This window comes from Faecalibacter bovis, assembly GCF_017948305.1.
GTDB lineage: Bacteria > Bacteroidota > Bacteroidia > Flavobacteriales > Weeksellaceae > Empedobacter > Empedobacter bovis.
The window spans coordinates 2,377,567-2,403,087 of the sequence record NZ_CP072842.1; the positions used below are offsets into that span (position 1 = coordinate 2,377,567).

Consider the following 25,521-nt stretch of genomic DNA (forward strand, 5'->3'; position numbering starts at 1 on the left):
TCGTTTTTCGTGTTTTTTTCTAAGTTCTAAGTGATTTGTCTTTCTGAACTCGTTTCAGAATCGCATCTAAATTTTTATCATTTTAATGAGAAGCTGAACTAAATTTAGCCTGTCGAATTAATGAATTGTCATTCTGAATTTTTCAGAATCAAATCAATTAAGCTAAATTCGGACTTATCCAGCGTTCCGCTTCTTCAATCGTAATTCCTTTGCGTTGTGCAAAATCTTCAACTTGATCCATTTTTATTTTTCCAACACCAAAATATTTCGCTTTCGGATTTCCGAAATAATAACCAGAAACTGAAGAAACGGGATACATCGCTAATGAACTCGTTAAATTGATTCCAGCATTATTTTCTACATCCAAAATCTTGAAAATCGTTTGTTTTTCTAAATGATCAGGACAAGCGGGATAACCTGGCGCAGGTCGAATTCCTTTGTATTTTTCAGCGATTAATTCGGAATTTTCTAAATTTTCATCTGCCGCATAGCCCCAATATTTTGTTCGAACTTCTTTATGTAGAAATTCTGCATAAGCTTCTGCTAAACGGTCAGCAATCGCTTTCACTAATATCGAATTATAATCATCTAAATTATCTTGAAATGATTTCGCAAAATCTTCAATTTCAGTTCCAGCTGTTACTGCAAATGCACCGATATAATCGTCTATTTCTAAATCTTTCGGTGCAATAAAATCAGCAATCGATAGGTTAGGAGCTTCTTTTGATTTTTTCGATTGTTGGCGTAAGGTGTAGAATTCATCGATTTTATTTCCGTTTTCATCTAACAATTCAATCGTATCATCATTGATTGTATTGGCTTTAAATAAACCAAATACTCCTTTTGGTTGTGCTAATTTTTCCGTTTCAATGCGATTTAACATTGCTAAAGCATCTACGTATAATTCTTTTGCATTTGTTCCAACCACATCGTCATCTAAAATCGCTGGGAATTTTCCGTGTAAATCCCAAGTTTGGAAAAATGGTGTCCAATCGATGAAATCTTTTAATTCAGTAACAGTTGCTGTGTGCGTAAATACGCCTAATTGATTGGGTTTGAAAGGCGCATTTTCATTAAAATCAAGTTTTAATTTATTGACTCTCGCTTCATCAATCGTCAAATAATCTTTTGCAACTGCACGATTCAAGAACCCTTCACGAATTTTATCATAATCTTTTTGAGTATCTTCTAATAATTCAGTCTGTTGTTGCCCAATTAATTTCTGACAAACCGTTACTGATCGAGATGCATCTAACACATGAATCGCCTTGTCGTATTCAGGAGCAACTTTTACAGCAGTATGTGCTTTAGAAGTTGTAGCTCCACCTATCATTAACGGAATCTCTAAGTTTAGACGTTTCATTTCCTTGGCAACATGAACCATTTCATCTAACGAAGGTGTAATCAAACCAGAAAGTCCAATGACATCTACTTTTTGTTTTTGTGCTTCTTCTAAAATTTTCTCAGGCGGAACCATCACACCTAAGTCAATAATTTCAAAACCATTGCAGCTTAAAACAACAGAAACGATGTTTTTCCCAATATCGTGAACATCACCTTTTACAGTGGCCATTAAAATTTTAGCAGGTTCTTTATCGCTTTTATTTCTTAATTTTTCTTCTTCTAAATAAGGTGTAAGATACGCTACGGCTTTTTTCATTACACGTGCCGATTTTACAACTTGCGGTAAAAACATTTTTCCACTACCGAATAAATCTCCAACGACATTCATTCCATCCATCAGTGGACCTTCAATCACGCGAAGTGGAGAACCGATTTGTTCCAGCGCTTCAGCAGTATCTTCATCAATAAATTCTGTAATTCCTTTAACTAAAGCAATTTCAATACGTTTTTCTAATGGTAATTCGCGCCAAGAATCATCTTTTTTCTTTTCCTTCGTAATGCCTTTTAGTCCTTCCGCAAACTCAATCAAGCGTTCAGTAGCATCTTCACGACGATCCAATAAAACATCTTCCACGTGTTCTAATAATTTAGGATCGATATCATCGTAAATCTCAATCATTTCTGGATTCACAATGCCCATATCCATTCCGTGTTGAATTGCATGATATAAGAAAGCGGAATGCATTGCTTCGCGAACTGTATTGTTTCCACGGAACGAGAACGAAACATTAGAAACGCCACCTGAAACCAATGCGTGTGGAAGATTTTCTTTGATCCATTTTGTAGCTTCAAAGAAATCAATCGCGTTGCGACGATGTTCATCCATTCCAGTTGCAACAGGGAAAATATTTACATCGAAAATGATGTCTTTTGGATTGAATTTTACTTCATTTACTAAAATATCATACGAACGTTTTACTATTTCGATACGTCTGTCGTATTTATCTGCTTGACCTTTTTCATCAAAAGCCATAATGACGGCAGCTGCACCAAAACGTTTGATTTTTTTTGCGTGTTCGATGAATAAAGCTTCTCCTTCTTTTAAGGAAATTGAATTGACTATCGCTTTTCCTTGAACGTTTTTTAAACCGGCTTCAATGATTTCCCATTTGGATGAATCAATCATAATTGGGACACGAGAAATGTCCGGTTCCGAAGCGATTAAACGTAAATATTTTGTCATTGCACCTACACCGTCGATCATTCCTTCATCCATATTGATGTCGATGATTTGTGCCCCACCATCAACTTGATCACGGGCAACTTGCAGTGCTTCTTCGTATTTTTCTTCTTTAATTAAACGCAAGAATTTTTTCGAACCTGTCACATTAGTACGTTCACCAACATTTACAAAGTTTGAATTTTCGCGTACAATTAAAGGTTCTAATCCAGCTAATTGAATTTTTACTTCTGACATTGTCCAGCTATTTTTCTTGGTTCATATTCTTTAGCGATCTCCGCCATCATACGGATATGATCTGGAGTAGTTCCACAACAACCACCGATGATATTAACTAATTTTTTCTCTAAAAATGGTTTAATATGTTCGCGCATCATTTCTGCTGTTTCATCGTATCCACCAAACGCATTTGGTAATCCAGCATTAGGATAAGCACTCACATAAAATGGCGCTTTATCTGCTAATACTTCTAAGTATGGAATTAAATCTGTTGCACCTAACGCACAGTTTAAACCAACTGATAATAAATCGATATGTTCTAATGAAATCAAAAATGCTTCAGTTGTTTGACCAGAAAGTGTTCGTCCCGATTTATCGGTAATGGTGCCAGAAGCCATTAAAGGAATATCCATTCCAATTTCTTCTAAAGCATCCTGAATCCCATAAAATGCGGCTTTTGCATTTAAAGTATCAAAAATAGTTTCCACTAAAAGAGCATCGACACCAGCTTCAATCATGGTTATTGCTTGACGGTAATACACATGGGCTAATGTGTCAAAATCAATATCACGGAAACTTGGGTCATTAACTTGTGGAGAAATTGAAGCAGTTTTATTAGTTGGACCTAAAGAACCTAACACAAAACGAGGTTTTTCTGGTGTAGAATATTCAGCACAAGCTTCTTTCGCTAAGCGAACCGCCTCATGATTTAACTCGTCCACTAAATCGACCATATCATAATCTTGCATCGAAATGATGTTGGCATTGAAAGTATTGGTTTCAATTAAATCTGCACCAGCTGCTAAATATTCACGGTGAATATTCTTGATAATTTCAGGTTGAGTCAGGACCAATAAATCATTGTTTCCTTTTAAAGAAGTATGGAAATCTTTGAATCTATCACCTCTATAATCTTCTTCTTGTAAATTGTGCTTTTGGATCATTGTTCCCATCGCACCGTCAAGAATTAAGATTCGTTCTTTTAGTATATCGTTTAAAGTCATTTAAAAAATTTTAAACCATATAGCGAAAGTAGAAGAATTTCCATTTCCTTATTTTTCTCTAAATAGAGTAGGATGTAGCACCCAACAAAATTTGGGTTGCTAAGATATCATAGGGCCTATTCCCTCCATCTTTCGTTATAAGGTTAATGCAAATTTATAATTATAATTTTAATTTTAGAAAATTTTTCTAAGTAAGTGTATTAATTTAAGTATTGTATTCTGTTTTGAATTGAAATAACATAATAAGATTGAAATTTATACTATTATTGTGATGTTTATTTTCATTTTATTTTAAATTATTAGAAATCTTTTCATATTTATAAATAATCTATGGATTTAGTAGAATAATAAAGTAGAAATTGTTTTTTAGAATACAGATTAAATTGTTGATAATTTTCAGATAACCAAGTTTTATAAAAAATATTATTCTAAAAAATGTATTATTATGTTGTTGTAATAGAAAATTATTAATTTTTAACATTTTATAAATTAGGTTTTTAGAAATTAATTTCTCTAAATTTGCTTAAAATTAGTTCATTAATATTTCAATTTATCAAGAAAAGTGGAGGGACATGGCCCTGAGAAACTTTAGCAACCTGATTTATTTAATCAAGGTGCTAATTCCATCCTTAGTTAAAGGAAAGATGAGAGAAATCTTTATCAAATCATTACGATTAGGTCATAATATATATATCGTAATTTGATTGATATTTTATCAATTTTCAACTACTTCTTCTGTGATATTTTGTTTGTATTATTTAATAAAAAACAAAATAAATATGAATCAATCAAGGCTCGAATTACTATTTTATTACAGTGATTTTTCGAAATTAAATTCTAAAAAAATCGAAAATAAATCTTCAACTTTTAATCCATTTCCGTTAAAATCATGAAAAAATTAAATATAGGCCTTTTTGGGTTTGGAGTAGTTGGGGAAGGTATTTATAAGGTTTTAGAGGATAAACCGAAGTTAAATGCATCAATCAAAAAAATTGTTATCAAGGATAAAGACAAGTTTAGAAATGCTCCAAATGAACTTTTTTCTACAAATCCTGATGATATTTTAGATGATGATGAAATAAATGTGGTGGTTGAATTAATTTCGGATTCTGATGCAGCTTATTCAATCATAAAAAAAGCGTTTATTAAACATAAACATGTCGTAAGTGCAAATAAAAAATTGATAGCAGAACATCATCTTGAATTAATAAAATTGCAAAAAGAAAATGATGTTTCTTTCTTGTATGAAGCTTCAGTTTGTGGTTCGGTTCCGATCATTAGAAATCTTGAAGAATATTTTGATAATGATTTATTGAATTATGTTTTTGGAATCGTAAATGGAACAACAAACTATATATTAACTAAAATGGCAAATGCAAATGAATCCTATCAAGATGCATTAAAATCTGCACAAAAAAATGGATTTGCAGAAGCCGATCCGACAGCAGATGTTGAGGGTTTTGATGCGGCTCATAAACTATCAATCATTACATTACATGCTTTTGGTACGAAGATTGAGATAGCTGATGTGATTAGAAAAGGAATTACTTCATTGAAAACTAAGGATTTTGAGTATGCAAGAGAAAAAGGTTATACAATAAAATTGATTGCAAATTCTAAAATCATTAATAAAAATGGAGATTTAAATTCGACTGTTTTGCCAACATTTGTCAAGCTAGATAAAACGATAGCTTTAGTAAATAATGAGTATAATGGCGTTTTAATCGGAAGTTCTTTGTCGGATGAGCAGTTTTTATATGGTAATGGCGCTGGTAGATTTCCTACTGCTTCGGCAGTTTTAAGTGATATTTCGGCTTTGCAATATGACTATGAATATTCGATTAGGAAAAAATCTGATAAAATTTTAAAAATAAATGAATCAGGTAAGTTAAAAGTTTACTTGGGTTATAAAACGGAAGTTTCTGGAATCCAGAATTTTTTTGAAGATATTGAAGAACGATACCAAAGTAATTCTTACAATCATATTATAGGAACAATTTCTATTCATCAACTAAAGAATGTGAATTTGTTGAATGATAAAAGATTATCTTTAATCGTATTCGAGTAATTTTTGTGGTTAATTAAAAGAGTAACATTTGTGTTACTCTTTTTTTATTTGTTGAAATAATTGATTAAAATTTTTCTTTTTTATCAATCCAGAAAACTTTCCTATAACTTCTAAGTTTTCATCTAAAATTATCCATAATGGAAATGCAATATCTTGATATGCAATAAATTCTGTAACAAAAGAATGAGTTTTGGTTTGAATATTAGGTTGATATTTTTGACCTAAAAATTCTATTTCGTTCAAAGATTCTCCATTCAATTTTATAAAATAGAAATTGGAATTCAGTTCAGATTTAATACTTTCATTTTTTTCAATTTCTTTCTCTTGAATTTTACAAATCCTACACCAATCTGTATTGAAATACAGGAAAATAGGTTTTGGATTTTGTTTAAATTGTTGATTAAAATCTTTTAAGTCAATCTGAGCATGAACAGGATTTAAACCAAAACATAAAATTGCAAATAGCCAATTTTTCATATTATCTAATCGTATATCTAACACCTAAAAATCCTCGTATTCCTTGTAAAGGAGAGTAATTGTAACCAGTGTCAAACGTATAACCATTTGAGTTATTAATCGGATCGTCAACTTCATAATCAAATGGATCAAAAGGTCGCATTAAAGGATTGTCTGGTACAAAATTGAAAATATTTTTCAAACCTCCATAGATTTCAAATTTACTGAAAGATTTAGTTAATTGAACGTTACTTAGCATGTACGTTTTAGAAAATTCAGGTCTGTAATCATTTTCTAAAATTGGTAATCTCATTTTTCCATACCAAGTTCTTGTCAAGTCGATGTTCCATTTTTTAGGAAAAGCATAGGAAATTGTATAATTCCCAGACCATTTTGGTGCATGTAATTGTTGAATAGTTACTTCTAAATTTTCTTCATTTTTTTCTTTTCGAAATACATCAATGTAAGAAACTCCAAGATTAATTTTTAAAGGAAAATTGAAAACAATATCCGCATTGACAGAAATTCATTGTGAAATGGCATGACCATCTAAATTATCATAAATAATTTGATCTTGATTTGTTTCAAAATCGCCAATAATTTTGTTTGTGAAATAGGAATAGAATGCAGTTGCATCTAAATTTACGTTACCGAAATTGAATGTATTATTGTATACATAATTTATGTTTCCGTTGTATGATTTTTCAGGATTTAAATCATTTTTAATAATAACATCTCGTGATCCAGTTAAAGCTGCATGATCTTCTGTAAATAGATTTACAACACGAAATCCGGTTCCAAAACTTGCACGAATTGTATGAGTTTTATTCGGTGATAATTTATACGCAACACGAGGCGAGTGAATTCCTTTGTGATGTTTATCGTAATCAAATCGATAACCTAATAATAATTTATGAGTAGGATTAAATGTAATTTCATCTTGTATAAAAACTCCAGGTAAAGGAGATTCCATAGGTGAATTAGATAATCCATCGTTACTTAACGTTCCAGGTGTATTATCGTCATAAAGTGTGTATCTATACGTAGCTCCAGTTAATAAACTATGTTTACCAATTAGTTTATCCCAATAGATTTGTCCAAATGCAACATGTTGTTTAGCTTGGTAAGAATCTGTTCCGTAAAATGAATCTTGTTGATGATAGTTGTAAGAAAATTGAGTGTAAATATTTTCTGTTGTTGGTAGTTGATACATACCAAGAATTTCAGCACGATTAGTAAATATACTTTCGCCATAAACTTCGTCACTTCCGCGATGTATATTTTTATCATATTGCATTTCACCACCCCAACGATCTTCATAAACATATCGTGCAGCTAAATTTGCAATCTTGTTGTCTGTGCGTTTAAAATTCCATTTATTAAAAATTGAAATTCTATCTTGAAGTGTTACATCTGTGAAGTTGTCGTTATTCTTGACTTGTTTATTACCAAAATTAAAATAATTAAGACCTATTAAACTACTTGCATTATCATTGACTTTAAATTTATAGGCTAAATCGATATTATTTTCTAACCAAGTTGTAGAATATATATCGGCATGAAATGTATTTGCTTTGCTAGCATCTTTTGTGATGATATTGATTAAACCACCCATTGCTTCAGTTCCATATAGCGATGAAGCAGGTCCTTTTACAACTTCAATTCTGTCAATTAAACTATTAGGAATACCATTCAATCCATAAACAGTGGATAATGCTGAAACTATTGGCATACCATCAATCAAAATCATAGTATAAGGTCCTTCCATACCATTGATATGAATATCTCCAGTTGCACAAACATTACAATTAATTTGTGGTTGAATACCATTAATCATTCCGATGGATTCAAATAATGATGGATTGGGATTGGTTTTAAAATATTTGGATGTATAAACTTCAACCGGTACAGATGAATCTTTTCTAGAAACGGGTTTCATCGTTCCTGTTAAAACTACTTCTTTTAGAGATTCATTTTGTTCATTCTCAATTTGAACTGAATCATTAGTTATTTCTTGTGCATGTGTTATACAAGTTGCTAAAAGTAATAAGGAAATGAATTTTTTGTTCATAATAAGATTGATGTATTTTATTTGTTAGACAAATCTAACAAAAATTAAATTAAGCTAAAACAAATAAGATGTATTTATATATAATTTATATTTGTTGAATGAATTCATTAGTTGAAGAAAATTACTTAAAAACACTATTTCATCTATCAGGAAATGGTCGAGGTGAAGTAAATGTTAAGGATTTGAGTAAGTCACTAAATATTAAAATGCCGACTGTAAATAGTATGATGAAAAAGTTGGCTGAAAAGGATTTAGTGTTTTATGAAACTTATAAACCACTTCGTTTAACTGAGCAAGGTGTGCTGAAAGCTGCATTAATTGTGCGTAAGCATAGATTAACAGAAATGTTTTTGGTAGAGAAGATGGGAATTGGATGGGAACATGTTCATGACATTGCCGAGCAAGTTGAACATATAAAAAGTCAATTGTTTTTTGACAAAATGGATGAAATTTTAAATTATCCAACTATTGATCCGCATGGATCTCCGATTCCAGATAAAGATGGAAATTTTAAAAGTGTGAATTATAAATTCTTGAATGAATTTAAAATTGAAGATAAAGTGGAATTTTGTGCTGTTACAAAATCATCAGATGAATTTTTAAAATTTTTGAATTCGAAGAATATTCATCTTGGTGACCAAATTATAATTGAGCATATTGAGAATTTCGATCAGTCAATGACTGTAAGATTTTTGAAGGATAATAGAGTTGAGGTGTTTAGTTTAGAAGTTACCTCTCGTTTATTAGTAAAATAAAAAGGAAGCAATTTGCTTCCTTTTCAATTTATATTATTTTGCTGTTCCTTTAACTCTAAAGATTTTGCGAGAAGCAACTGGGTCATTAGAAGTAATTGTAACTGTTTTATTAAAAACTCCTGCCGATGATCCTACAGAATAATTTACTTTAATATCTGCACTTTCTCCTGGAGCAATAGGTGTTTTTGGATATTCAGGTACTGTACAACCACAAGATCCCACAACACTTTTGATAACCAATGGTTCTTTCCCTGTATTTGTAATTTTCATTACAGAATTTACAGTTGTTCCTAATTTAACATCTCCTAATTCTAAATTATCTGATCCTAATTTAAGTTCTTGAGCAAATAAAGTTGAAAACCCCATTACAAAAGCACCTAATAACATTATTTTTTTCATAATTATTTCACAATTGTTATTTCAAATTTATAAAAAGATTTTTTTAAATACGTTAAAAATTTAAAAAAATATTATTTAATTCGTGACCAATTTATTACGTTAAATATGCTTTTTATAATTATATCAATTTTTATCTATTTTATTATTTCCTTTGGATTTGGAAGTTTGATAAATAAATATTTTCAAGTTAATAATCTTCTAAGTTTAAAATTATTAATTGGAATTCTATTTATCGGTATTATTTCTCTTATTAGTTCAATAGTCATACCATTAAATATAAATTATGAAATTGTTATTTCATTAGCTGGGATAATTTTAGCTATATATTATAAATTCTGGAAAGTAGAATTTAAATTTAATTATTCATTTATAATCCCCGCGGTAATAACTTGTCTTATCGCAAGTATGGATTCTTTTATATATGATACTTACTCTTATTATTTACCAACAATTAGATTTCTTGATGATTTTGGATTATTAAAAGGTTTAGGAAACTTTGATTTTAACTTAGGCCAAACTTCTTTATGGCATATAATTCAAGCATCTACAAATAATACAATTGATTTATCGTATAAATTGAATGCTTATTTGATAATAATTTATCTAATCTATATTTATGAAAATAATTTAAAAAAATATATAATTTTTCTACCTCTATTTTATTTATTTGTAGCCTCACCATCTCCTGATTTACCAATATTTGTATTATCAATAATTACTATCTTAAATTGGATTATTTATAAAAATGAAGATTCAATAAGATACGGATTATTGCTTAGTGCATTTTTGGTTTTAATAAAACCAATTGCTTTTGTTTTACCAATTTTCTTTTTAATAATTTCACTTAAAAATTATAACAATTATCTTAAATTATATTTTATAGTAGGTTGTCTAGCAATACTATTTTTTATTAAGAATATAATTTTAACAGGTAATTTTACTTTTCCTATTGGATTTGGAAATATAAGTGAACTTCCATTTTCTGTCCCTGTTGAATTGTATAGAATTTCAACTTTAGAAGGGCGTTATATTTTATTAGATACAGAAAATAAGATTGAGTTTTCAGAATTTTTAAATTGGTCTAGTGTACAATATTATATTTATCTTTTTCAAATTTTCAAATTTCCATTTTTATTTACTGTGTTTTAACGTTTGTCACTTTTCTGTATTTTTCTTATAATTGTGCAATAAGGAGTAAGGTATTAATTTTATTAAGTGCACTTTTTGTTTGTAAAACACTTGTATTTCTTTATATATCAATGCAATTCCGTTTTATATTAGATATTTTCTTACTAATTAATGTATTTTTACTATATAAAATAAACAATAATATATTAAAGTATTTATATCCTATCATTTTTTTAGCAGCAATAACTTTAGTATTTGCGAAAGACCTTAAACTGAATAATTCGAATAGTTTTATGAGAATGGTTAGTGGTTATGAGGTTTTAAATTTATTAAAACCAATAAATTACTCAGTTGGATATTATGAAAGTAAAATTTCAAATATAATAACTAATGTAGTTGTTACTTTAGATGTTTCGTCTGATGCAAAACAACCAGCAATAAATAAAAGGTTATTAAATATTTATAGTAATAATCAATTAATTCCTGTCCTAATTGACTCAACTTCGATAAAGAAAGGTTTTAAAAGCACCCCTTTAAAATCAATTGATATAAAAGATATAGAAAATCATCTTCAAAATATTTTAAGCTCTAATAAAAATTAATAGCCATGTTTTTTTTACTTGTTACAGTAATAGTTCAATTGTTTGTAATTTATAGTTTTAGTTTACTTGCAAAATTTAAATATAATTCAAATCAACTACTAAGTTTAGAATTATTAAAAGGACTTAGCATTGTTGGTATAATCTCTTGTATAATTTCATTTTTTTTGCCATTAAATATCACTTATGAAATTTGTTTAATCATTTCGGGAATCTTGCTATTTATCACTCATAAAGCATGGCTAAATTTCAAAAAATTTAAGCTTAATTATAAGTGGATGTTTTCGATTTTAATGGTTCTTACGTTATTTGTAGGTAGTATGAATGCATTTATTTATGATACTTTTTTATATTATTTACCTTCTATTAAATGGCTTGACGATTATGGATTAGTGAAAGGATTAGCAAATTTTGATTTCAATTTAGGTCAAATGTCTTTGTGGCATATTTTACAAGCTTCTTTTAATAATACAATAGATTTTACATATAAAATTAATGTTACATTAGTTGTAATTTTTCTAATATATCTTTTCGAAACCAAGCAAGAGAAATTTAGTTTTTTCTTGCCTTTGTTTTATTTCTTCATAGCCTCACCATCTACAGAATTGCCGGTTTTTATTTTTTCTGTTATTGTAATATTAAATTATTTAAATATTAAAAATGAAGATTCTATATATCTTGGAATCATTTTAGCAGCAATATTGGTATTAATCAAGCCTTTATCAATAGTTTTACCTTTTTTCTTTCTCTTTTTAATTTTTAAAGAACTGAAAAGATTTAATTATAAAGTATTTTTAATCATAGGTTCGATTTTACTGATTTTCTTAAGTAAGAATTATTATTTGACTGGTAATTTGTTTTTTCCGTTAAAATCTGGGATCACAAATAATATACATTCAGTTTCTGTAGAGATGTATAAATTAAATGATTTATTGGTCAGATTTTTAATAATTTCTAAGTCTGATATAAATAATTTACCAGCTTTTGATGTATATGAAAAATGGACTAATTTAGATTATTATAAATTTCTTGTGCAAGATTTTAATATATCGATTAAGATTTATTTCACATTAATATTAACTACATTCATCTTTACAATATATTTTATAGTAAAAAAGAATATTGATTGGGTTGTTTTAGGAATATTAATATTTATAAAAATGGTTTTTTTATTAAATGTTAGTATGCAGTATCGATTTGTTTTTGACGGACTTTTACTAATTAGTTGTGTGTTTTTATATAATAAAAACTTTAAGCTTAAACTTTTTTTGCCAATAATTATTTTAGCATCTTTTAGTTTCGTTTTTTCAAAAAGTTTATTTAGTATAAAAGATGAAAATTTTGTAATTCGTAATAGACCCTCTAAATATAAATTTAATCAATTAATCCTTACAAAAAATCGTTATACTAAAGGGTATAAGAGCAATATTTTTAATTTTAATACAAATGTAAATATTACAAGTGATCGTAGCTTAGACTTAAGACAACCTACGATTGCTAGTAAATTATTAAATCATTACTTACGTCAAAAATCACATCCTGAATTAATTAATCCAAATAATATTAAATCTGGTTTTAAAATGGTTCAAAACCGTGAGGAAGATATTAAAGAAATTGAAAAACATTTAGATCAAATTAGACGTTATAGAAAAGAACACAGAAATAATAATTATCCTAAATAAATATATTTAAATAAAATTACTCAAATACAATATTTGTTGGGTAGATTGTTTAAATTTGCCCAAATTTGTTTTTAAGAATAAATACACAATGGAAATCGCATCGAAATATACGCCGACAGAGGTTGAAGGAAAATGGTACCAGTACTGGATGGAGAAAAAATACTTTAAATCTACACCAGACGAGAGAAAAGCTTACACAATTGTAATTCCACCACCAAACGTCACTGGCGTCTTACACATGGGGCACATGCTGAACAATACGATTCAAGACGTATTGATTCGTCGTGCACGTATGCGTGGATTCAATGCATGTTGGGTTCCTGGAACTGACCACGCTTCAATTGCAACAGAGGCGAAAGTCGTTGCTAAATTAAAAGAAGAGGGTGTTTCTAAATTTGATATCGGTCGTGAAGAATTTTTAAATCACGCTTGGGATTGGACTCACAAACACGGTGGAATCATCTTAGATCAATTAAAAAAATTAGGAGCTTCTTGTGATTGGGATCGTACAAAATTCACGATGGATCCAGATTTATCTGAATCAGTTCAACGTGTATTTATTGATTTATACAACAAAGGATTAATTTATCGTGGTTACCGTATGGTAAACTGGGATCCTGAAGCGAAAACAAATATTTCTGATGAAGAGGTTGTTTACAAAGAGAAAAACGGAAAATTATACCACTTAAAATACCAAGTAGTAGGTTCTGATAAATATATCGTTGTTGCAACAACTCGCCCAGAAACAATTTTTGGGGATACTGCTGTTTGTATCAATCCAAACGATGAGCGTTACGAATGGTTAAAAGGACAAAAAGTAATTGTTCCTTTAGTTGGTCGTGAAGTAAACATCATCGAAGATGAGTATGTTGATTTAGAATTCGGAACTGGATGTTTAAAAGTAACTCCAGCTCACGATACAAATGACTACGAATTAGGAAAAAAACATAACTTAGAATTCATTGATATTTTTACGGATGAGGCGAAATTAAACGATTACGGATTAAACTATGCCGGAATGGATCGTTTCAAAGCACGTAAAGAGGTTGAAAAAGAATTAGAAGAAAAAGGTTTACTTGAAAAAGTAGAAGATTATAAAAATAATGTAGGAACATCTGAAAGAACAGGAGCGGTTATCGAGCCTAAAATCTCGAACCAATGGTTCTTAAAAATGACAGATTTAGCTAAACCTGCATTAGACAATGTTATGAACGATACAATTAAATTTCACCCAGCGAAATTTAAAAACACATATCGTAACTGGATGGAAAATGTTACAGATTGGAACATTTCTCGTCAATTATGGTGGGGACACCAAATTCCGGCATTCTTTTATGGTGATGGAAACGAAGATTTCGTTGTTGCATTAACAAAAGAAGAAGCGTTACCATTAGCACAAGAGAAATCAGGAAATGTTGCATTAACAATCGAAGATTTACGTCAAGATGAAGATGCATTAGATACGTGGTTCTCTTCTTGGTTATGGCCAATTTCAGTTTTTGATGGAATCAATAATCCAGAGAACGAAGAAATCAAATATTACTATCCAACTCAGGATTTAGTAACGGGTCCAGACATTATTTTCTTCTGGGTTGCGCGTATGATTGTAGCTGGGTATGAGTTTAAAGGACAATTACCTTTCGAGAATGTATATTTCACAGGTATCGTTCGTGACAAGCAAGGACGCAAAATGTCTAAGTCTTTAGGAAACTCCCCAGATCCAATTGATTTAATGAACGAGTACGGAGCTGATGCAACACGTATGGGAATGTTATTAACTGCACCAGCAGGAAATGACTTACCATTTGATGTAGATTTATGTTTACAAGGGCGTAATTTCGCAAATAAAATTTGGAATGCTTTCCGTTTAATCAAAGGTTTTGAGATTAATGAAGAATTAGAACAAACTTCTGCGCAAGCAAAAGCAGTAAACTGGTTCGAGAATAAATTCCAACAAGCTTTAGCTGATATCGAGCACAACTACGATCAATACCGTTTATCAGATTCGTTAATGGCGATCTATAAATTAATTTGGGATGATTTCTGTTCTTGGTATTTAGAAGCGATTAAACCTACATTTAGTGAGCCAATCGATCGTAAAACATATGATGCAACAATCGGTTACTTAGAAAATGTATTAAAAGTGTTACATCCATTTATGCCTTTCTTAACAGAGGAAATTTGGCACTTAATTGCTGATCGTACAGAAGATGAAGCTTTAATTATTTCTGAATATCCAACAGTTACTTCTTTCGACGAAACAATTATCAAAGCTTTCGAAAATACGAAAGAAGCGACAACTGCTATTCGTGGATTACGTTCAGAAAAAGGAATGTCTCCAAAAGAAGCATTAGAAGTTTTCGCAGACGAAAATGCAGCGAACGAAATTTTTGTTGATGTATTCTCTAAATTAGGAAACGTTTCTAACTTTAATACAGGTGATAAACCTGAAAAAGGTTTCGGTTTCCGTGTGGGTACGTTAGAGTTTATGATTCCAATGTCAGATAATATCGATGTTGAAGCTGAACGCGAAAAATTACAAAAAGAATTAGAATACAACCAAGGATTCTTAAATTCAGTTCGTAAAAAATTATCTAACGAAAAATTTGTTGCTGGTGCACCAGAACAGGTAATTAATGCAGAACGTAAAAAAGAAGCTGATGCTTTAGCTAAAATTGCACAAATCGAAGAGCAATTAGCTTCATTATAATTTAGTGTAAATTTTAGATTAACATAATTTAAAAACCACTCTAATATTAGAGTGGTTTTTTGTTTTATTATTTTGATTAGAATTGATAATCCTTAAATTTGCACAACTTACCAATTACCATGGATTATATTCAACTTTTATTAATCGGAATCTTCACTGCAATCATAGGATCTTCAATCCCTGGTTTGTTAAATATGACTGTTGTTAAAATTGGCAAACAAGAAGGTTATAAAAGTGCTTATACATTTATGGTTGGCACAGCTATCACGATTACATTGCAAGTTTATATCGCGATTTTCTTAGCAAAATTCATCAATTTTAATGAAGAAGTGACCAAAATCTTCAGAGAAATAGGATTGTTAGTTTTTGTTCTTATCACGATTTATTTTTTGTTTTTTGCACAAAAACGTGACAATAAAAAGAAGAAGAAAAAAATGGAACAAATAGGAGAGGTGAAGCAAAAAAATAAATTTATTTATGGTTTAATTTTAGCAGCTTTAAATATTTTCCCTATTCCATTTTATGTGTTCTTAAGCGCAACATTAGTTTCGTATAAAATATCAGTATTTGGTCAACCTAATAGTTCAATTTTTTCTTTAGGAGTTGCAATCGGTTCAATGATAATTTTTGGTTTATACCTGAAGTTTTTCAGTAAAAAATCAGAAGATAACTCATTTATCTTAAAGAACATAAACTACATCATCGGAGGAATTACTTCAGTAGTTTCTTTATTAACGACTTATCAAGTTTTTTTCAAATAAAAATCCACAAAAATACTTTTGTGGATCTTCTATATTTTGCATAAAATTTTAGTTTAAATTCGGTTTTGGATGTGCATATTTAATTAAATAATCCATCACTTCATCACATTCTTTTCCATCTACAATAAAGGATAATACATCTTCAATTAATTCTTCAATTATTTGTGGATTAAATTCATATTTTTTAGCTAAATCAATACAGAAATTTACTTCATTTTCATGAATATCAAAGTCAGAAACCATTAAAACAACTAAATCATATAAGGCAGCTAAGCGTTCTGTAAAAGTTGAGGGAATACTAAATGGAATTTTATCTGTATTTGAAACTATATAATCAATGTCCTTGTAAGTTAATTGGTGATGTTTAGCAATTTGTGTAATGATATCAATTTCTCTTTCAGTTAAATTATCATCACTTTTTCCAAGTAAAATAAGGTTTTTAATTAAGTTTAACTTATCAATAATTGATGTATTTTTTTCGGACATTGTATTAATTCTAAAATGAATTTAAAATTAACTATATTTAATAAAATCATAGTAAAATGTCTGATAAAAATTATCCATATATCGATTTAATATACAATCAGCAAGTTGAGAATAAGTGTGTTGTTCAAAATTTGACCATTAAACAACGAATAGCATTACTTAAAAAGCTTGAAAAGGAAATTATTGCACATCGTGAGGAGATTGTAGAAGCTTTAGGAAAAGATTTTAGAAAAAGTAAAGTTGAAACCGAATCAACTGAAATATATCCAGTTTTATCTGAAATTAGATTGTTTTGCAAAAATCTGTCGGAATGGTCTAAATCTAAATCAGTTTCAAATAATCTAGTATTTTTTGGTTCTAAAGCTGAGATTGTAAACGAACCAAAGGGAAATTGTCTTATTATTTCGCCTTGGAATTATCCTTTTCAATTGGCTTTAATGCATCTAATTCCATGTATTGCAGCAGGAAATACAGCAATTATAAAACCTTCTGAATTTACAGCGCATACAAATAGCGTTTTAAATAAAATTTTGGGGAATGTTTTTGATTCTAATCATGTACAATTGATATATGGCGAAGTTGAGGAAACAAAATATATTTTGTCTAAGAAATTTGATCATATTCATTTTACAGGTTCGCCAAATGTTGGGAAAATTGTAATGGAAGCTGGAGCGAAACATCTTTCCTCAGTAACTTTAGAATTAGGAGGTAAATCACCCTTAATTATTGGAGAAGATTTTGATCTAAAAAAGGCTGTTTCTAAAGCTATTTGGGGAAAATTAATCAACAATGGTCAAACTTGTATCGCGCCTGATTATATCTTAATACATGAAGATAAAGCGCAAGAATTTGTTGATGAATTTATTAAACAAATGGATAAAACTTTTGGATCCGATCCAAAGAATTCTGAAGATTTAGCCCGAATGATTAATACACGTAATTTTAATCGTGTAAAAGATTTGATTCAGAATGCAATCGAATTAGGAGCGAATTGTCCTTATGGAAACGAATATGATGGGTATGAATTATATATTAAACCTACAATTTTAACGAATGTTCCTAAAGATGCAGAAATTTTGAAAGAAGAAATTTTTGGACCAGTTTTTCCAATTATTACCTATAATTCGGTTGAAAATGTAATTAATTATGTCAATTCAGACGAAAAACCATTAGCATTATATATTTTTTCTAATAATAAAGAATTGATAGAAAATGTGACGAATCATACATCTTCTGGAGCTGTTTTAGTAAATGATTTATTGATTCATATTTTACATCCAAATTTACCGTTCGGTGGATTAAATCATTCAGGAATAGGATCTTCAACTGGGTATTTTGGATTTTTAGATTTTTCACATCAAAAGCCAGTTTTAAAAGTGAACCAAATGTTTTCTCTAACGAAATTTTTAAATTATCCTTATAATTCGTTCACAAAAAAAATTATTAATCTAATGATAAAGTATTTATAGAACCGTTTTACGCTCTTAAATTTGTTAAATATCATTTCAAAGGTTATTTTTGTTGTAATAAAATAAACTAAATTGTTATCAAAGAAGACTAAATACGGTTTAAAAGCGATGGCTTACCTTGCCAGACAAGAAAGTAGTAAGCCAGTTTTGATTGGGCAAATCTCTGAGGTTGAAATGATACCTAAGAAGTTCTTAGAGGCTATATTATTAGACTTAAAGAAATTAGGATTTGTAAACTCAAAACAAGGAAAAGGAGGAGGATATTATTTGGCGCGTACTGCTGAAGAAATATCGTTAGCTTCTTTGATTCGTGTGTTAGAAGGACCGATTGCTTTATTGCCATGTGTGAGTAAAAATTACTACGAAAAATGTGATGATTGCCCTAATGAAGGCGTTTGTCAGTTGAATAAAGTAATGACTGAACTGAGAGATTCTACTTTGGAAATATTAGAAAATAAATCCTTAGCTAGTTTAAGATAAAAAAAAGCCTGAAAGAAATTTCAGGCTTTTTTTTAGTAATATGTATAATGAAATATTTGAGCTGATTTTAGTAAAAATGTATCTGAAATTAAGTTTTCAATTGATTTAATTTCTTGCTCAATAATTTCTTGATTTTTATTGTAATTCGGAAATGTATTCAAATTTAATTGCTGATTTTTAGTTTTTACTTTTTGCTGAATACTTTTAATGAATAGTTTCTTTTGTTTATTCACATCAACTTTTTCAAACTTCGATGGATCTATTGACTGAGCTTCAAATAGCGCATGTTCTGCATAAGCGACTAATAAACTTTGCATTTGATCGTAATACGCAACTTTTGTGTCTATTAGTTGATTAATTCTATTAATTGATTGTAATAATAAAATTACTTTTGGTCTATAAGCTGTGATTTGTTCAGATTGATTTAATTTTTGTAAATGTTGCGCATAAATTAAATAAAATTGAGCTTTTCCATTTTCACCAATAAAATCTTGTAAAAATCCCTGAGTTCTTTTACCAATTTCGTATGCTGTATCAGGATTTTGAGGTTTAATAGTTGTAAAAACCTCTGGATATTTTTCTTCCATTGTACTAATATCATATCCAATTTCATCTTGATTTACAACTTGTGCATTTAAAGATATTGAAGTTTGAATAGATATAAATAGTGATAGTATTAATATTTTGTAATTCATTGTCATATATTAATATAAGTATGTTTTGTTAATTTAATTATTTAATTTCTTTCCAATTATTTTTTGCTTTTGGTCCACCCCAAATTTTAGTTGCCAAATATGGATTGTCAATAAATGGATTGCGATTTCCTTGACCAAAAGTATTGGCTAAGTTACCCAAATAATTATTACGTTGTATTTCTAATTTAGAAACAGGATCGTCAGCATTCCATTTTAAGAATAAATCTGGCATGTCTTTGTGATAAGTATTTTTACTTTTTGCCACACGATTTGGATGTGTCTGATCTCCATAACGTACATACATATACATTATGATTCTCGCGATATCACCTTTCCATTCATTGCCAGGATACCAAGCATTGTTATCTCTTTTAGAATTTTTTCCAGTTCCGTCTATAAACGGTAAATTACTTCGTTTTGTATTTCTTGTAACATCGGCTGGTCTCATCATATGCGCATCTGCACCTGGACCAGATTGACCTAAATTTGGTTTCCCTAATGATTTTGGATAAACATGTTCACGGCTCCATTGACCTTTATTCCCACCTGTGTTTGTTTTAGAACGCGTTCTGTTTTCATCTTTATTTTTAGATTGATCATTAAAACCATAAATCAACGCGACATTTTTAGGATTTTTAGTATCAGCATCTGTTATAGCTAAAGCTTTCCAAAGCTCTTTGTATGTTAAATTATTTTTATGTGTAGTTTTAATTAGACTAGCTAATTCCTTTTTTAAATCATTTCCTTTTTTATTAAAATTGATTGATTTATAATATTTCGGCATTTGTGCATTTAAAATTGTAAGGGCAGAAAAACCGAAAATAAATAGTACCTTCTTCATTAATATCTCTTATTTTTGAAAAGCAAATATAAAAGTATTAATCCTTAAGAATTGCTATGAATATCAGTGTTTACGCTAGATTTAGAGATATCTTACTGAAACATAATACAAAAGAATTTAAATATCTTTTGGCAATTAGTGGTGGAATAGACAGTATGGTATTATTGGATTTATTTCGTCAAACATCAACTCAATTTCATGTTGCACATTGTAATTTCCAATTAAGAGGTGACGATTCTATTGGAGATGAGGAATTTGTACGAAATTATTGCGCAAAAAATCTGATTCCATTTCATTCAGTACGTTTTAATGTAGATGATTATAAAAAAACAGGAAATTATTCTACCGAAATGGCTTGCCGAAATTTGCGTTATGATTGGTTTGAAGAAGTGATGAAATTAAATCATTTGGATTATTTAGTTACGGCTCATCATTTAAATGATAATATCGAAACTTTCTTGATTAATCTTTCTCGTGGTACTGGAATTAAAGGCTTAACAGGAATGGCGATCAATAAAGACAATATTTTTAGACCATTAATTGAGTTTTCAAAACAATCCATTATAGATTATGCTGAATCTAATCAATTAAAGTGGCGAGAAGATTACACGAATCAAACAGATGATTATGTTCGGAATAAAATTCGACATCACATTACGCCAATTCTGAATGAAGTTCATCCTAATTTTGAAGATAATTTTCAAAAAACTTTATCAATTTTAAATGATACATCTTCTTTTATTGATAATCAAATTGAAAAGATTAGAAGTGAATTAATTTCAAATGAAAGCTCATGTAAAATCTCAATTAATAAATTGGAAAATCTACAGAATAGTGATTTTATTCTATTCTATCTATTTGATAAATATGGATTTAATAAGGTTGAGTTAATTAATAAATTGAAGGTTGCTGATAATAGTAGTGAGCTTAAATCTGAAACATATCGTTTGATAAAAGATCGTGAAGATTTAATTTTACAAAAAATTGTAAAGTCGGATATTAATGAAATTATCATAGAACAAGAACAAGTTGAAATCAATTCATTAAATTTGAAATTCGTTCAGTCAAATACTAAACTAAGTAAGGCTAAGGAAATTTTAGATTTTGATAAATTGAAATATCCTTTAAAGCTTAGAAAAGCTCAGCCTGCCGATTTCTTTTATCCACTAGGTATGAACGGTAAGAAGAAGTTGGTTAGTAAGTTTTATAAGGATATTAAACTTTCCAAAGTTGAAAAAGAAGATACTTGGTTGTTAGTGAATGCAGATGAAAAAATAATTTGGATCGTTAATTATAGATTAGACGAACGATTTAAAATAGAAGAGAATAGTAAGAACTTTTTAAATATTATAGAATGTTAAAAAAACTTTGGATACTTTTTTTGTTTCCAATTTTAGTACAAGCTCAATTATTTACACCAGCAAAATGGTCTACAAATGTTAAAGACTTAGGAAAAAATGAATTTGAGGTAGAAGTAATAGGTAAAATTGATGCAGGTTGGCATTTATATTCATCAAAACACCCAGATGGTGGAATTGGTATTCCTGCGAGTGCTACATTTAAAACGAGCAATGGAGGTCAACTAATTGAAGGTTTTAAAGAAGTTGGAAAACGTATTGATAAATATAGTACTGTTTTTGAGCAAGATGAAAAATATTACGAAAAGAACGTAAAATTTGTTCAAAAAGTTAAAGTAACTGGTGATAAACCGGTTAATGTAGATTATACCATCGAGTTTCAGATGTGTGATGCAGAACGTTGTTTACCACCTGATGAAACTTCAGGATCAGTGAAAGTAACTCCATCGGCAAAAGCAGAAGAAGTAATTGCTGCGGAAGAAAAGGCAGCGGATGAAGCAGAGGAAGAAAACAAAGTTATTGATTCGGTTTCTACTACTATAATTGATAGTATCACTACTGAATCAGTTACGGAAGATTCTATAAACAGCTCAACAAATAAGGATGCTTCAACAATTGATGAGGAACTATTAGGAGAAAATGAAAAGAAAAATTCAGGACTAATAAAAATTTTCTCTTTAGGATTTTTAGGTGGTTTAGCCGCATTATTGATGCCATGTATTTTCCCAATGATTCCTTTAACTGTAAGTATGTTTACGAAGCAAAGTAAATCTAAAGGAGAAGGAGTTGGTAAAGCATTTATTTATGGTTTATCTATTATTGTTATATATGTTGCATTAGGTTTATTAGCTACTGTAATTTTTGGTCCATCCGTTTTAAATGAAATGTCTACAAATCCTTGGGTAAATATTGCATTTTTTGTAACATTCATCATATTTGCGATTTCATTTTTTGGAGCATTCGAATTAACATTACCAAGTAAATGGATTAACGCTGCTGATAAGGGAGCTGACAAAGGAGGATTAATTGGAATCTTCTTTATGGCTTTTACATTAGCATTGGTATCATTTTCTTGTACAGGTCCAATTATTGGTTCATTATTAGTACAAGCAACCCAAGATGGGAATCACTTATCTTTAGTAATCGGTATGTTAGGTTTTTCATCAGCTTTAGCAATACCATTTACATTATTTGCAATGTTCCCAGGTTGGTTAAATTCGATGCCAAAATCTGGAGGATGGTTAAATACAATTAAAGTTTCATTAGGATTTATCGAGTTAGCATTTGCTTTCAAATTCTTATCGAATGCAGATTTAGTTTGGCAAATGAATTGGTTACCTCGTGAAATTTTCTTAGCAATTTGGATCGCAGTTTTCTTAATGTTAGGTTTATATTTATTAGGTAAATTTAGATTAGAGTTAGACGCACCAACTCAAACAATAGGAGTTCCGAGATTATTTTTTGCATTAATAACGTTTACTTTCGTAGTGTATTTAATTCCAGGTTTATGGGGCGCGCCATTAAAATTATTAAGTGGTTTAACTCCGCCAATGACGTATGCTGAATCTCCAAGAGGATTTCACGAAGGCGTAAATAATAGAGGTGGAGCTTCTGCAAAATTTGAAGATCCAAATATGGTTGCTGGACCTCATGGAATTCCAACTTTTAAAGACTTTGACCAAGCAGTAGCTTATGCTGAAAAAACGAATAAACCTTTGTTGTTAGATTTTACAGGTTTTGCTTGTGCCAACTGTCGTAAGGTTGAAGAAAAAGTTTGGGTAGATCCTAGAATTAAATCAATTTTATCGAACGATGTTGTTTTAGTTTCTTTATATGTAGATGATCAAAAACCATTACCATTAGAGGAACAAGTAATTTCAACGGCTTTAAATGGTCGAAAATTAAAAACAGTTGGAAATAAATGGACAGCATTTGAAATTGAACATTTTAATGCAAATGCGCAACCTTATTACATTATTGTAGATAAAGATTTAAATAGATATACAGCTCCATTAGAAGCAGAATTAGATATTGAAAAATACTACGTTTGGTTGAAAAATGGTATTGAAAAATATCAATCGAAATAAGATTATATGAATAAAAAAAGGGTTCCAAATTTGGAACCCTTTTCTTATATGATTTGCTTTAATGAGAGGTTATTGTCCTCATTCTGTTGTAATACGAAATCGTAAACTCTTCTAAAAATTTTACCATCGTTTAAGTCAAAGCTAGTAACTAAATTGAAGTCGAATCCTAATAATTCTAATTCTGTTCTCGTAACTGTATCTTTGTTAGTTTCTAATAAATTTCTTAAAATCTTGTGATTCTTTTTTAATTTATTATTTGTGATTCTAATGACTTCAACGTTTTCCTTATTTAGTTGATTGTTAAACGTATTTCTACAAAAGTCATTACAGAATTTCTTATCTCTACGGCCAAACAGTCGTTGGTCGCATTGCAAGCAATTTCTCATAAATTTAATTAAGTTAGGTTATACTTTACAAAAGTATTAAATATTTAATTTAAATTAAAAAATAATTATAATACTTAAATAAATTACCTACAATTAGGTATTTAAACGATAACTTAAATATTTATTAAATTACTATCTTTTTATTGATTTCGAATGAATTACCCATAACTTTTATGATGTAAACTCCTTTTTTTAAATTTGTTATATCAATTGATTTTTTGTTTGAAACATTCTCAATTTTCTGAATTAATTGGCCGTTTAAATTATAAATATAGATTTCTTTTATTTTTCCGTCATCTTGTTTTGATGTTACGGTATAGGTGTTATTGTTCTTCTTGAATACATCAATATCATATCTTTCTTGGTATTCAAAATCTGTAGAACCTAAATTATAACCCCAAATTTGTTGTGCATATTCTGGATTATCAATAAATGGATTTCTATTATCTTGGAAAGTAAATATCGCATTATTTACAGCAATTTCTCTTGGTGAAACTGGGTCATTAATATGCCATGTCATTAAAATTTTAAGAAAAGTATCTTTAAATACTTTGTCTTTTGTTCCATCAAACATTGCATAATTCCAACTTTGTATGTTATTTTCTTGATAACGTGTAGCAAAATAGAAATACGCACGAGCAATATCACCTTTAAATTCATCTAAGGGCTCGAAAACTATTCCGGAATATCCAGCTGAGTATCCAGAATTTAAATTATTACCTCGTTTAGAACCATTTCTGGATCTAAAATCCACGTTATTACCTACAACTCCAAAAGGGTAACTACCTCTTTCTCCATTAACTTTACCATCTGTCGGCCATATATGAAATGGATCCGAAACCATTGGAGATCTTTCACCAAAAACCGATTGAGGAATTAAATGTTCGCGATTATAGCAATTTCCTTCTGTTGAATAATTTCCACATTGATTTGTTCCAGGTATATATGTATATGGATCTGGACCATTTGGGTTTTCACTATAAATATCCATTATTTTATCTGCGTCACTTGCGTCATACCAATTATCATTAAAGGCATTTGGGTAACCTGTATATAAGCCCCAAAGTTGTCCATAAGATTTAGTATTGTGATCTTTAATAATATTGTATAATTGGGTTTTTAACGTGAAACCAGTTCCGGTAGCAGAATTATAATAACCACTTGGTGCCTGAGCCAAACCAAAATGAGATAAGGCAATAATGATTATACTAAATAGATTTTTTTTCATAAATACTTTGTGTAAAAAATTGGGTAATAAATTTAATTAATTTTATTTAAACCTT

At 29.4% G+C, this 25,521-nt stretch carries 19 protein-coding genes, 1 pseudogene and 2 riboswitches; of the genes and pseudogenes, 11 read left to right on the forward strand and 9 right to left on the reverse strand.

Going from position 1 to position 25,521, the window contains the following annotated elements; translation table 11 throughout:
• Nucleotides 1-157: 157 nt before the first annotated feature.
• Entirely contained in the window at nucleotides 158-2,821 is a 2,664-nt protein-coding gene (gene metH / locus J9309_RS11490; RefSeq protein ID WP_230476024.1) for a methionine synthase, read from the reverse strand.
• Complete coding sequence (locus tag J9309_RS11495) at nucleotides 2,809-3,807, reverse strand: homocysteine S-methyltransferase family protein (protein WP_230476025.1); 999 nt, start codon at nucleotides 3,805-3,807, stop codon at nucleotides 2,809-2,811. The genes metH and J9309_RS11495 overlap by 13 nt, the downstream gene beginning before the upstream one ends.
• Before the next feature lie 45 nt (nucleotides 3,808-3,852).
• Nucleotides 3,853-3,951: riboswitch (SAM riboswitch) on the reverse strand.
• A gap of 403 nt (nucleotides 3,952-4,354) precedes the next feature.
• A riboswitch (SAM riboswitch) is annotated at nucleotides 4,355-4,458 on the forward strand.
• 238 nt (nucleotides 4,459-4,696) lie between these two features.
• On the opposite strand from J9309_RS11495, the gene J9309_RS11500 reads away from it, so the two are divergent.
• Nucleotides 4,697-5,875: a homoserine dehydrogenase gene (locus J9309_RS11500; protein ID WP_230476026.1), complete on the forward strand. Its 1,179-nt coding sequence runs from the start codon at nucleotides 4,697-4,699 to the stop codon at nucleotides 5,873-5,875.
• Between the two features lie 33 nt (nucleotides 5,876-5,908).
• On the opposite strand, the gene J9309_RS11505 is transcribed toward J9309_RS11500, so the two are convergent.
• A complete protein-coding gene (locus J9309_RS11505) occupies nucleotides 5,909-6,352 on the reverse strand; it encodes a thioredoxin family protein (RefSeq protein ID WP_230476027.1) in 444 nt (147 codons plus the stop codon).
• A 1-nt stretch (nucleotide 6,353) separates the two neighbouring features.
• Nucleotides 6,354-8,402, reverse strand: a pseudogene (locus J9309_RS11510) (TonB-dependent receptor plug domain-containing protein).
• A gap of 98 nt (nucleotides 8,403-8,500) precedes the next feature.
• Between J9309_RS11510 and J9309_RS11515 the strand changes: the two are divergent.
• On the forward strand, nucleotides 8,501-9,157 hold the full coding sequence (locus tag J9309_RS11515; RefSeq protein WP_230476028.1) for a metal-dependent transcriptional regulator: 657 nt from the start codon (nucleotides 8,501-8,503) through the stop codon (nucleotides 9,155-9,157).
• Nucleotides 9,158-9,190: 33 nt separating this feature from the next.
• On the opposite strand, the gene J9309_RS11520 is transcribed toward J9309_RS11515, so the two are convergent.
• Entirely contained in the window at nucleotides 9,191-9,556 is a 366-nt protein-coding gene (locus tag J9309_RS11520) for a DUF1573 domain-containing protein (protein ID WP_230476029.1), read from the reverse strand.
• Between the two features lie 105 nt (nucleotides 9,557-9,661).
• On the opposite strand from J9309_RS11520, the gene J9309_RS11525 reads away from it, so the two are divergent.
• From J9309_RS11525 to J9309_RS11545, 5 genes are all read left to right on the forward strand, one after another.
• Nucleotides 9,662-10,705 (forward strand): LIC_10190 family membrane protein, encoded by a 1,044-nt coding sequence (locus tag J9309_RS11525; RefSeq protein ID WP_394369283.1) that lies wholly within the window; start codon nucleotides 9,662-9,664, stop codon nucleotides 10,703-10,705.
• A 110-nt stretch (nucleotides 10,706-10,815) separates the two neighbouring features.
• Complete coding sequence (locus J9309_RS11530; protein ID WP_230476031.1) at nucleotides 10,816-11,286, forward strand: hypothetical protein; 471 nt, start codon at nucleotides 10,816-10,818, stop codon at nucleotides 11,284-11,286.
• 5 nt (nucleotides 11,287-11,291) lie between these two features.
• Nucleotides 11,292-12,965 carry an LIC_10190 family membrane protein gene (locus tag J9309_RS11535; RefSeq protein WP_230476032.1) on the forward strand — a complete coding sequence of 558 codons (1,674 nt, stop codon included), beginning with the start codon at nucleotides 11,292-11,294 and terminating at the stop codon, nucleotides 12,963-12,965.
• Nucleotides 12,966-13,053: 88 nt separating this feature from the next.
• Nucleotides 13,054-15,675 (forward strand): valine--tRNA ligase, encoded by a 2,622-nt coding sequence (locus tag J9309_RS11540; protein WP_230476033.1) that lies wholly within the window; start codon nucleotides 13,054-13,056, stop codon nucleotides 15,673-15,675.
• A 98-nt stretch (nucleotides 15,676-15,773) separates the two neighbouring features.
• Nucleotides 15,774-16,436 carry a LysE family transporter gene (locus J9309_RS11545; RefSeq protein ID WP_230476034.1) on the forward strand — a complete coding sequence of 221 codons (663 nt, stop codon included), beginning with the start codon at nucleotides 15,774-15,776 and terminating at the stop codon, nucleotides 16,434-16,436.
• A 48-nt stretch (nucleotides 16,437-16,484) separates the two neighbouring features.
• Here the strand turns inward: J9309_RS11545 and J9309_RS11550 are convergent, their stop codons facing one another.
• Nucleotides 16,485-16,922: a hypothetical protein gene (locus J9309_RS11550; protein WP_230476035.1), complete on the reverse strand. Its 438-nt coding sequence runs from the start codon at nucleotides 16,920-16,922 to the stop codon at nucleotides 16,485-16,487.
• 56 nt (nucleotides 16,923-16,978) lie between these two features.
• On the opposite strand from J9309_RS11550, the gene J9309_RS11555 reads away from it, so the two are divergent.
• Together J9309_RS11555 and J9309_RS11560 are read left to right on the forward strand one after the other, a co-directional pair.
• Nucleotides 16,979-18,391: an aldehyde dehydrogenase family protein gene (locus J9309_RS11555; protein ID WP_230476036.1), complete on the forward strand. Its 1,413-nt coding sequence runs from the start codon at nucleotides 16,979-16,981 to the stop codon at nucleotides 18,389-18,391.
• A gap of 72 nt (nucleotides 18,392-18,463) precedes the next feature.
• Nucleotides 18,464-18,871, forward strand: a complete 408-nt coding sequence (locus J9309_RS11560) for an RrF2 family transcriptional regulator (protein ID WP_230476037.1) — start codon at nucleotides 18,464-18,466, stop codon at nucleotides 18,869-18,871.
• Nucleotides 18,872-18,903: 32 nt separating this feature from the next.
• On the opposite strand, the gene J9309_RS11565 is transcribed toward J9309_RS11560, so the two are convergent.
• The gene (locus J9309_RS11565) at nucleotides 18,904-19,566 is read right to left on the reverse strand and encodes a hypothetical protein (RefSeq protein ID WP_230476038.1); all 663 of its coding nucleotides are present in this window, start codon (nucleotides 19,564-19,566) and stop codon (nucleotides 18,904-18,906) included.
• 37 nt (nucleotides 19,567-19,603) lie between these two features.
• Nucleotides 19,604-20,407: an endonuclease I family protein gene (locus J9309_RS11570; protein ID WP_230476039.1), complete on the reverse strand. Its 804-nt coding sequence runs from the start codon at nucleotides 20,405-20,407 to the stop codon at nucleotides 19,604-19,606.
• 56 nt (nucleotides 20,408-20,463) lie between these two features.
• Between J9309_RS11570 and tilS the strand changes: the two genes are divergently transcribed.
• Together tilS and J9309_RS11580 are read left to right on the forward strand one after the other, a co-directional pair.
• Complete coding sequence (gene tilS / locus J9309_RS11575) at nucleotides 20,464-21,768, forward strand: tRNA lysidine(34) synthetase TilS (RefSeq protein WP_230476040.1); 1,305 nt, start codon at nucleotides 20,464-20,466, stop codon at nucleotides 21,766-21,768.
• Nucleotides 21,762-23,852: a protein-disulfide reductase DsbD family protein gene (locus tag J9309_RS11580; RefSeq protein WP_230476041.1), complete on the forward strand. Its 2,091-nt coding sequence runs from the start codon at nucleotides 21,762-21,764 to the stop codon at nucleotides 23,850-23,852. Before tilS ends, J9309_RS11580 begins: the two co-directional genes overlap by 7 nt.
• Before the next feature lie 510 nt (nucleotides 23,853-24,362).
• On the opposite strand, the gene J9309_RS11585 is transcribed toward J9309_RS11580, so the two are convergent.
• Nucleotides 24,363-25,466 (reverse strand): endonuclease, encoded by a 1,104-nt coding sequence (locus J9309_RS11585; protein WP_230476042.1) that lies wholly within the window; start codon nucleotides 25,464-25,466, stop codon nucleotides 24,363-24,365.
• Nucleotides 25,467-25,521: the final 55 nt, after the last annotated feature.

Excerpts from the sequence above, each read along its gene's own strand:
- J9309_RS11520 (WP_230476029.1), bottom strand. The coding sequence starts at position 9,556 with ATGAAAAAAATAATGTTATTAGGTGCTTTTGTAATGGGGTTTTCAACT.
- tilS (WP_230476040.1), top strand. The coding sequence starts at position 20,464 with ATGAATATCAGTGTTTACGCTAGATTTAGAGATATCTTACTGAAACAT.
- J9309_RS11570 (WP_230476039.1), bottom strand. The coding sequence starts at position 20,407 with ATGAAGAAGGTACTATTTATTTTCGGTTTTTCTGCCCTTACAATTTTA.
- J9309_RS11505 (WP_230476027.1), bottom strand. The coding sequence starts at position 6,352 with ATGAAAAATTGGCTATTTGCAATTTTATGTTTTGGTTTAAATCCTGTT.
- J9309_RS11585 (WP_230476042.1), bottom strand. The coding sequence starts at position 25,466 with ATGAAAAAAAATCTATTTAGTATAATCATTATTGCCTTATCTCATTTT.
- J9309_RS11515 (WP_230476028.1), top strand. The coding sequence starts at position 8,501 with ATGAATTCATTAGTTGAAGAAAATTACTTAAAAACACTATTTCATCTA.
- J9309_RS11530 (WP_230476031.1), top strand. The coding sequence starts at position 10,816 with ATGCAATTCCGTTTTATATTAGATATTTTCTTACTAATTAATGTATTT.
- J9309_RS11565 (WP_230476038.1), bottom strand. The coding sequence starts at position 19,566 with ATGAATTACAAAATATTAATACTATCACTATTTATATCTATTCAAACT.
- J9309_RS11550 (WP_230476035.1), bottom strand. The coding sequence starts at position 16,922 with ATGTCCGAAAAAAATACATCAATTATTGATAAGTTAAACTTAATTAAA.
- J9309_RS11580 (WP_230476041.1), top strand. The coding sequence starts at position 21,762 with ATGTTAAAAAAACTTTGGATACTTTTTTTGTTTCCAATTTTAGTACAA.
- metH (WP_230476024.1), bottom strand. The coding sequence starts at position 2,821 with ATGTCAGAAGTAAAAATTCAATTAGCTGGATTAGAACCTTTAATTGTA.
- J9309_RS11525 (WP_394369283.1), top strand. The coding sequence starts at position 9,662 with ATGCTTTTTATAATTATATCAATTTTTATCTATTTTATTATTTCCTTT.
- J9309_RS11540 (WP_230476033.1), top strand. The coding sequence starts at position 13,054 with ATGGAAATCGCATCGAAATATACGCCGACAGAGGTTGAAGGAAAATGG.
- J9309_RS11500 (WP_230476026.1), top strand. The coding sequence starts at position 4,697 with ATGAAAAAATTAAATATAGGCCTTTTTGGGTTTGGAGTAGTTGGGGAA.
- J9309_RS11555 (WP_230476036.1), top strand. The coding sequence starts at position 16,979 with ATGTCTGATAAAAATTATCCATATATCGATTTAATATACAATCAGCAA.
- J9309_RS11495 (WP_230476025.1), bottom strand. The coding sequence starts at position 3,807 with ATGACTTTAAACGATATACTAAAAGAACGAATCTTAATTCTTGACGGT.
- J9309_RS11535 (WP_230476032.1), top strand. The coding sequence starts at position 11,292 with ATGTTTTTTTTACTTGTTACAGTAATAGTTCAATTGTTTGTAATTTAT.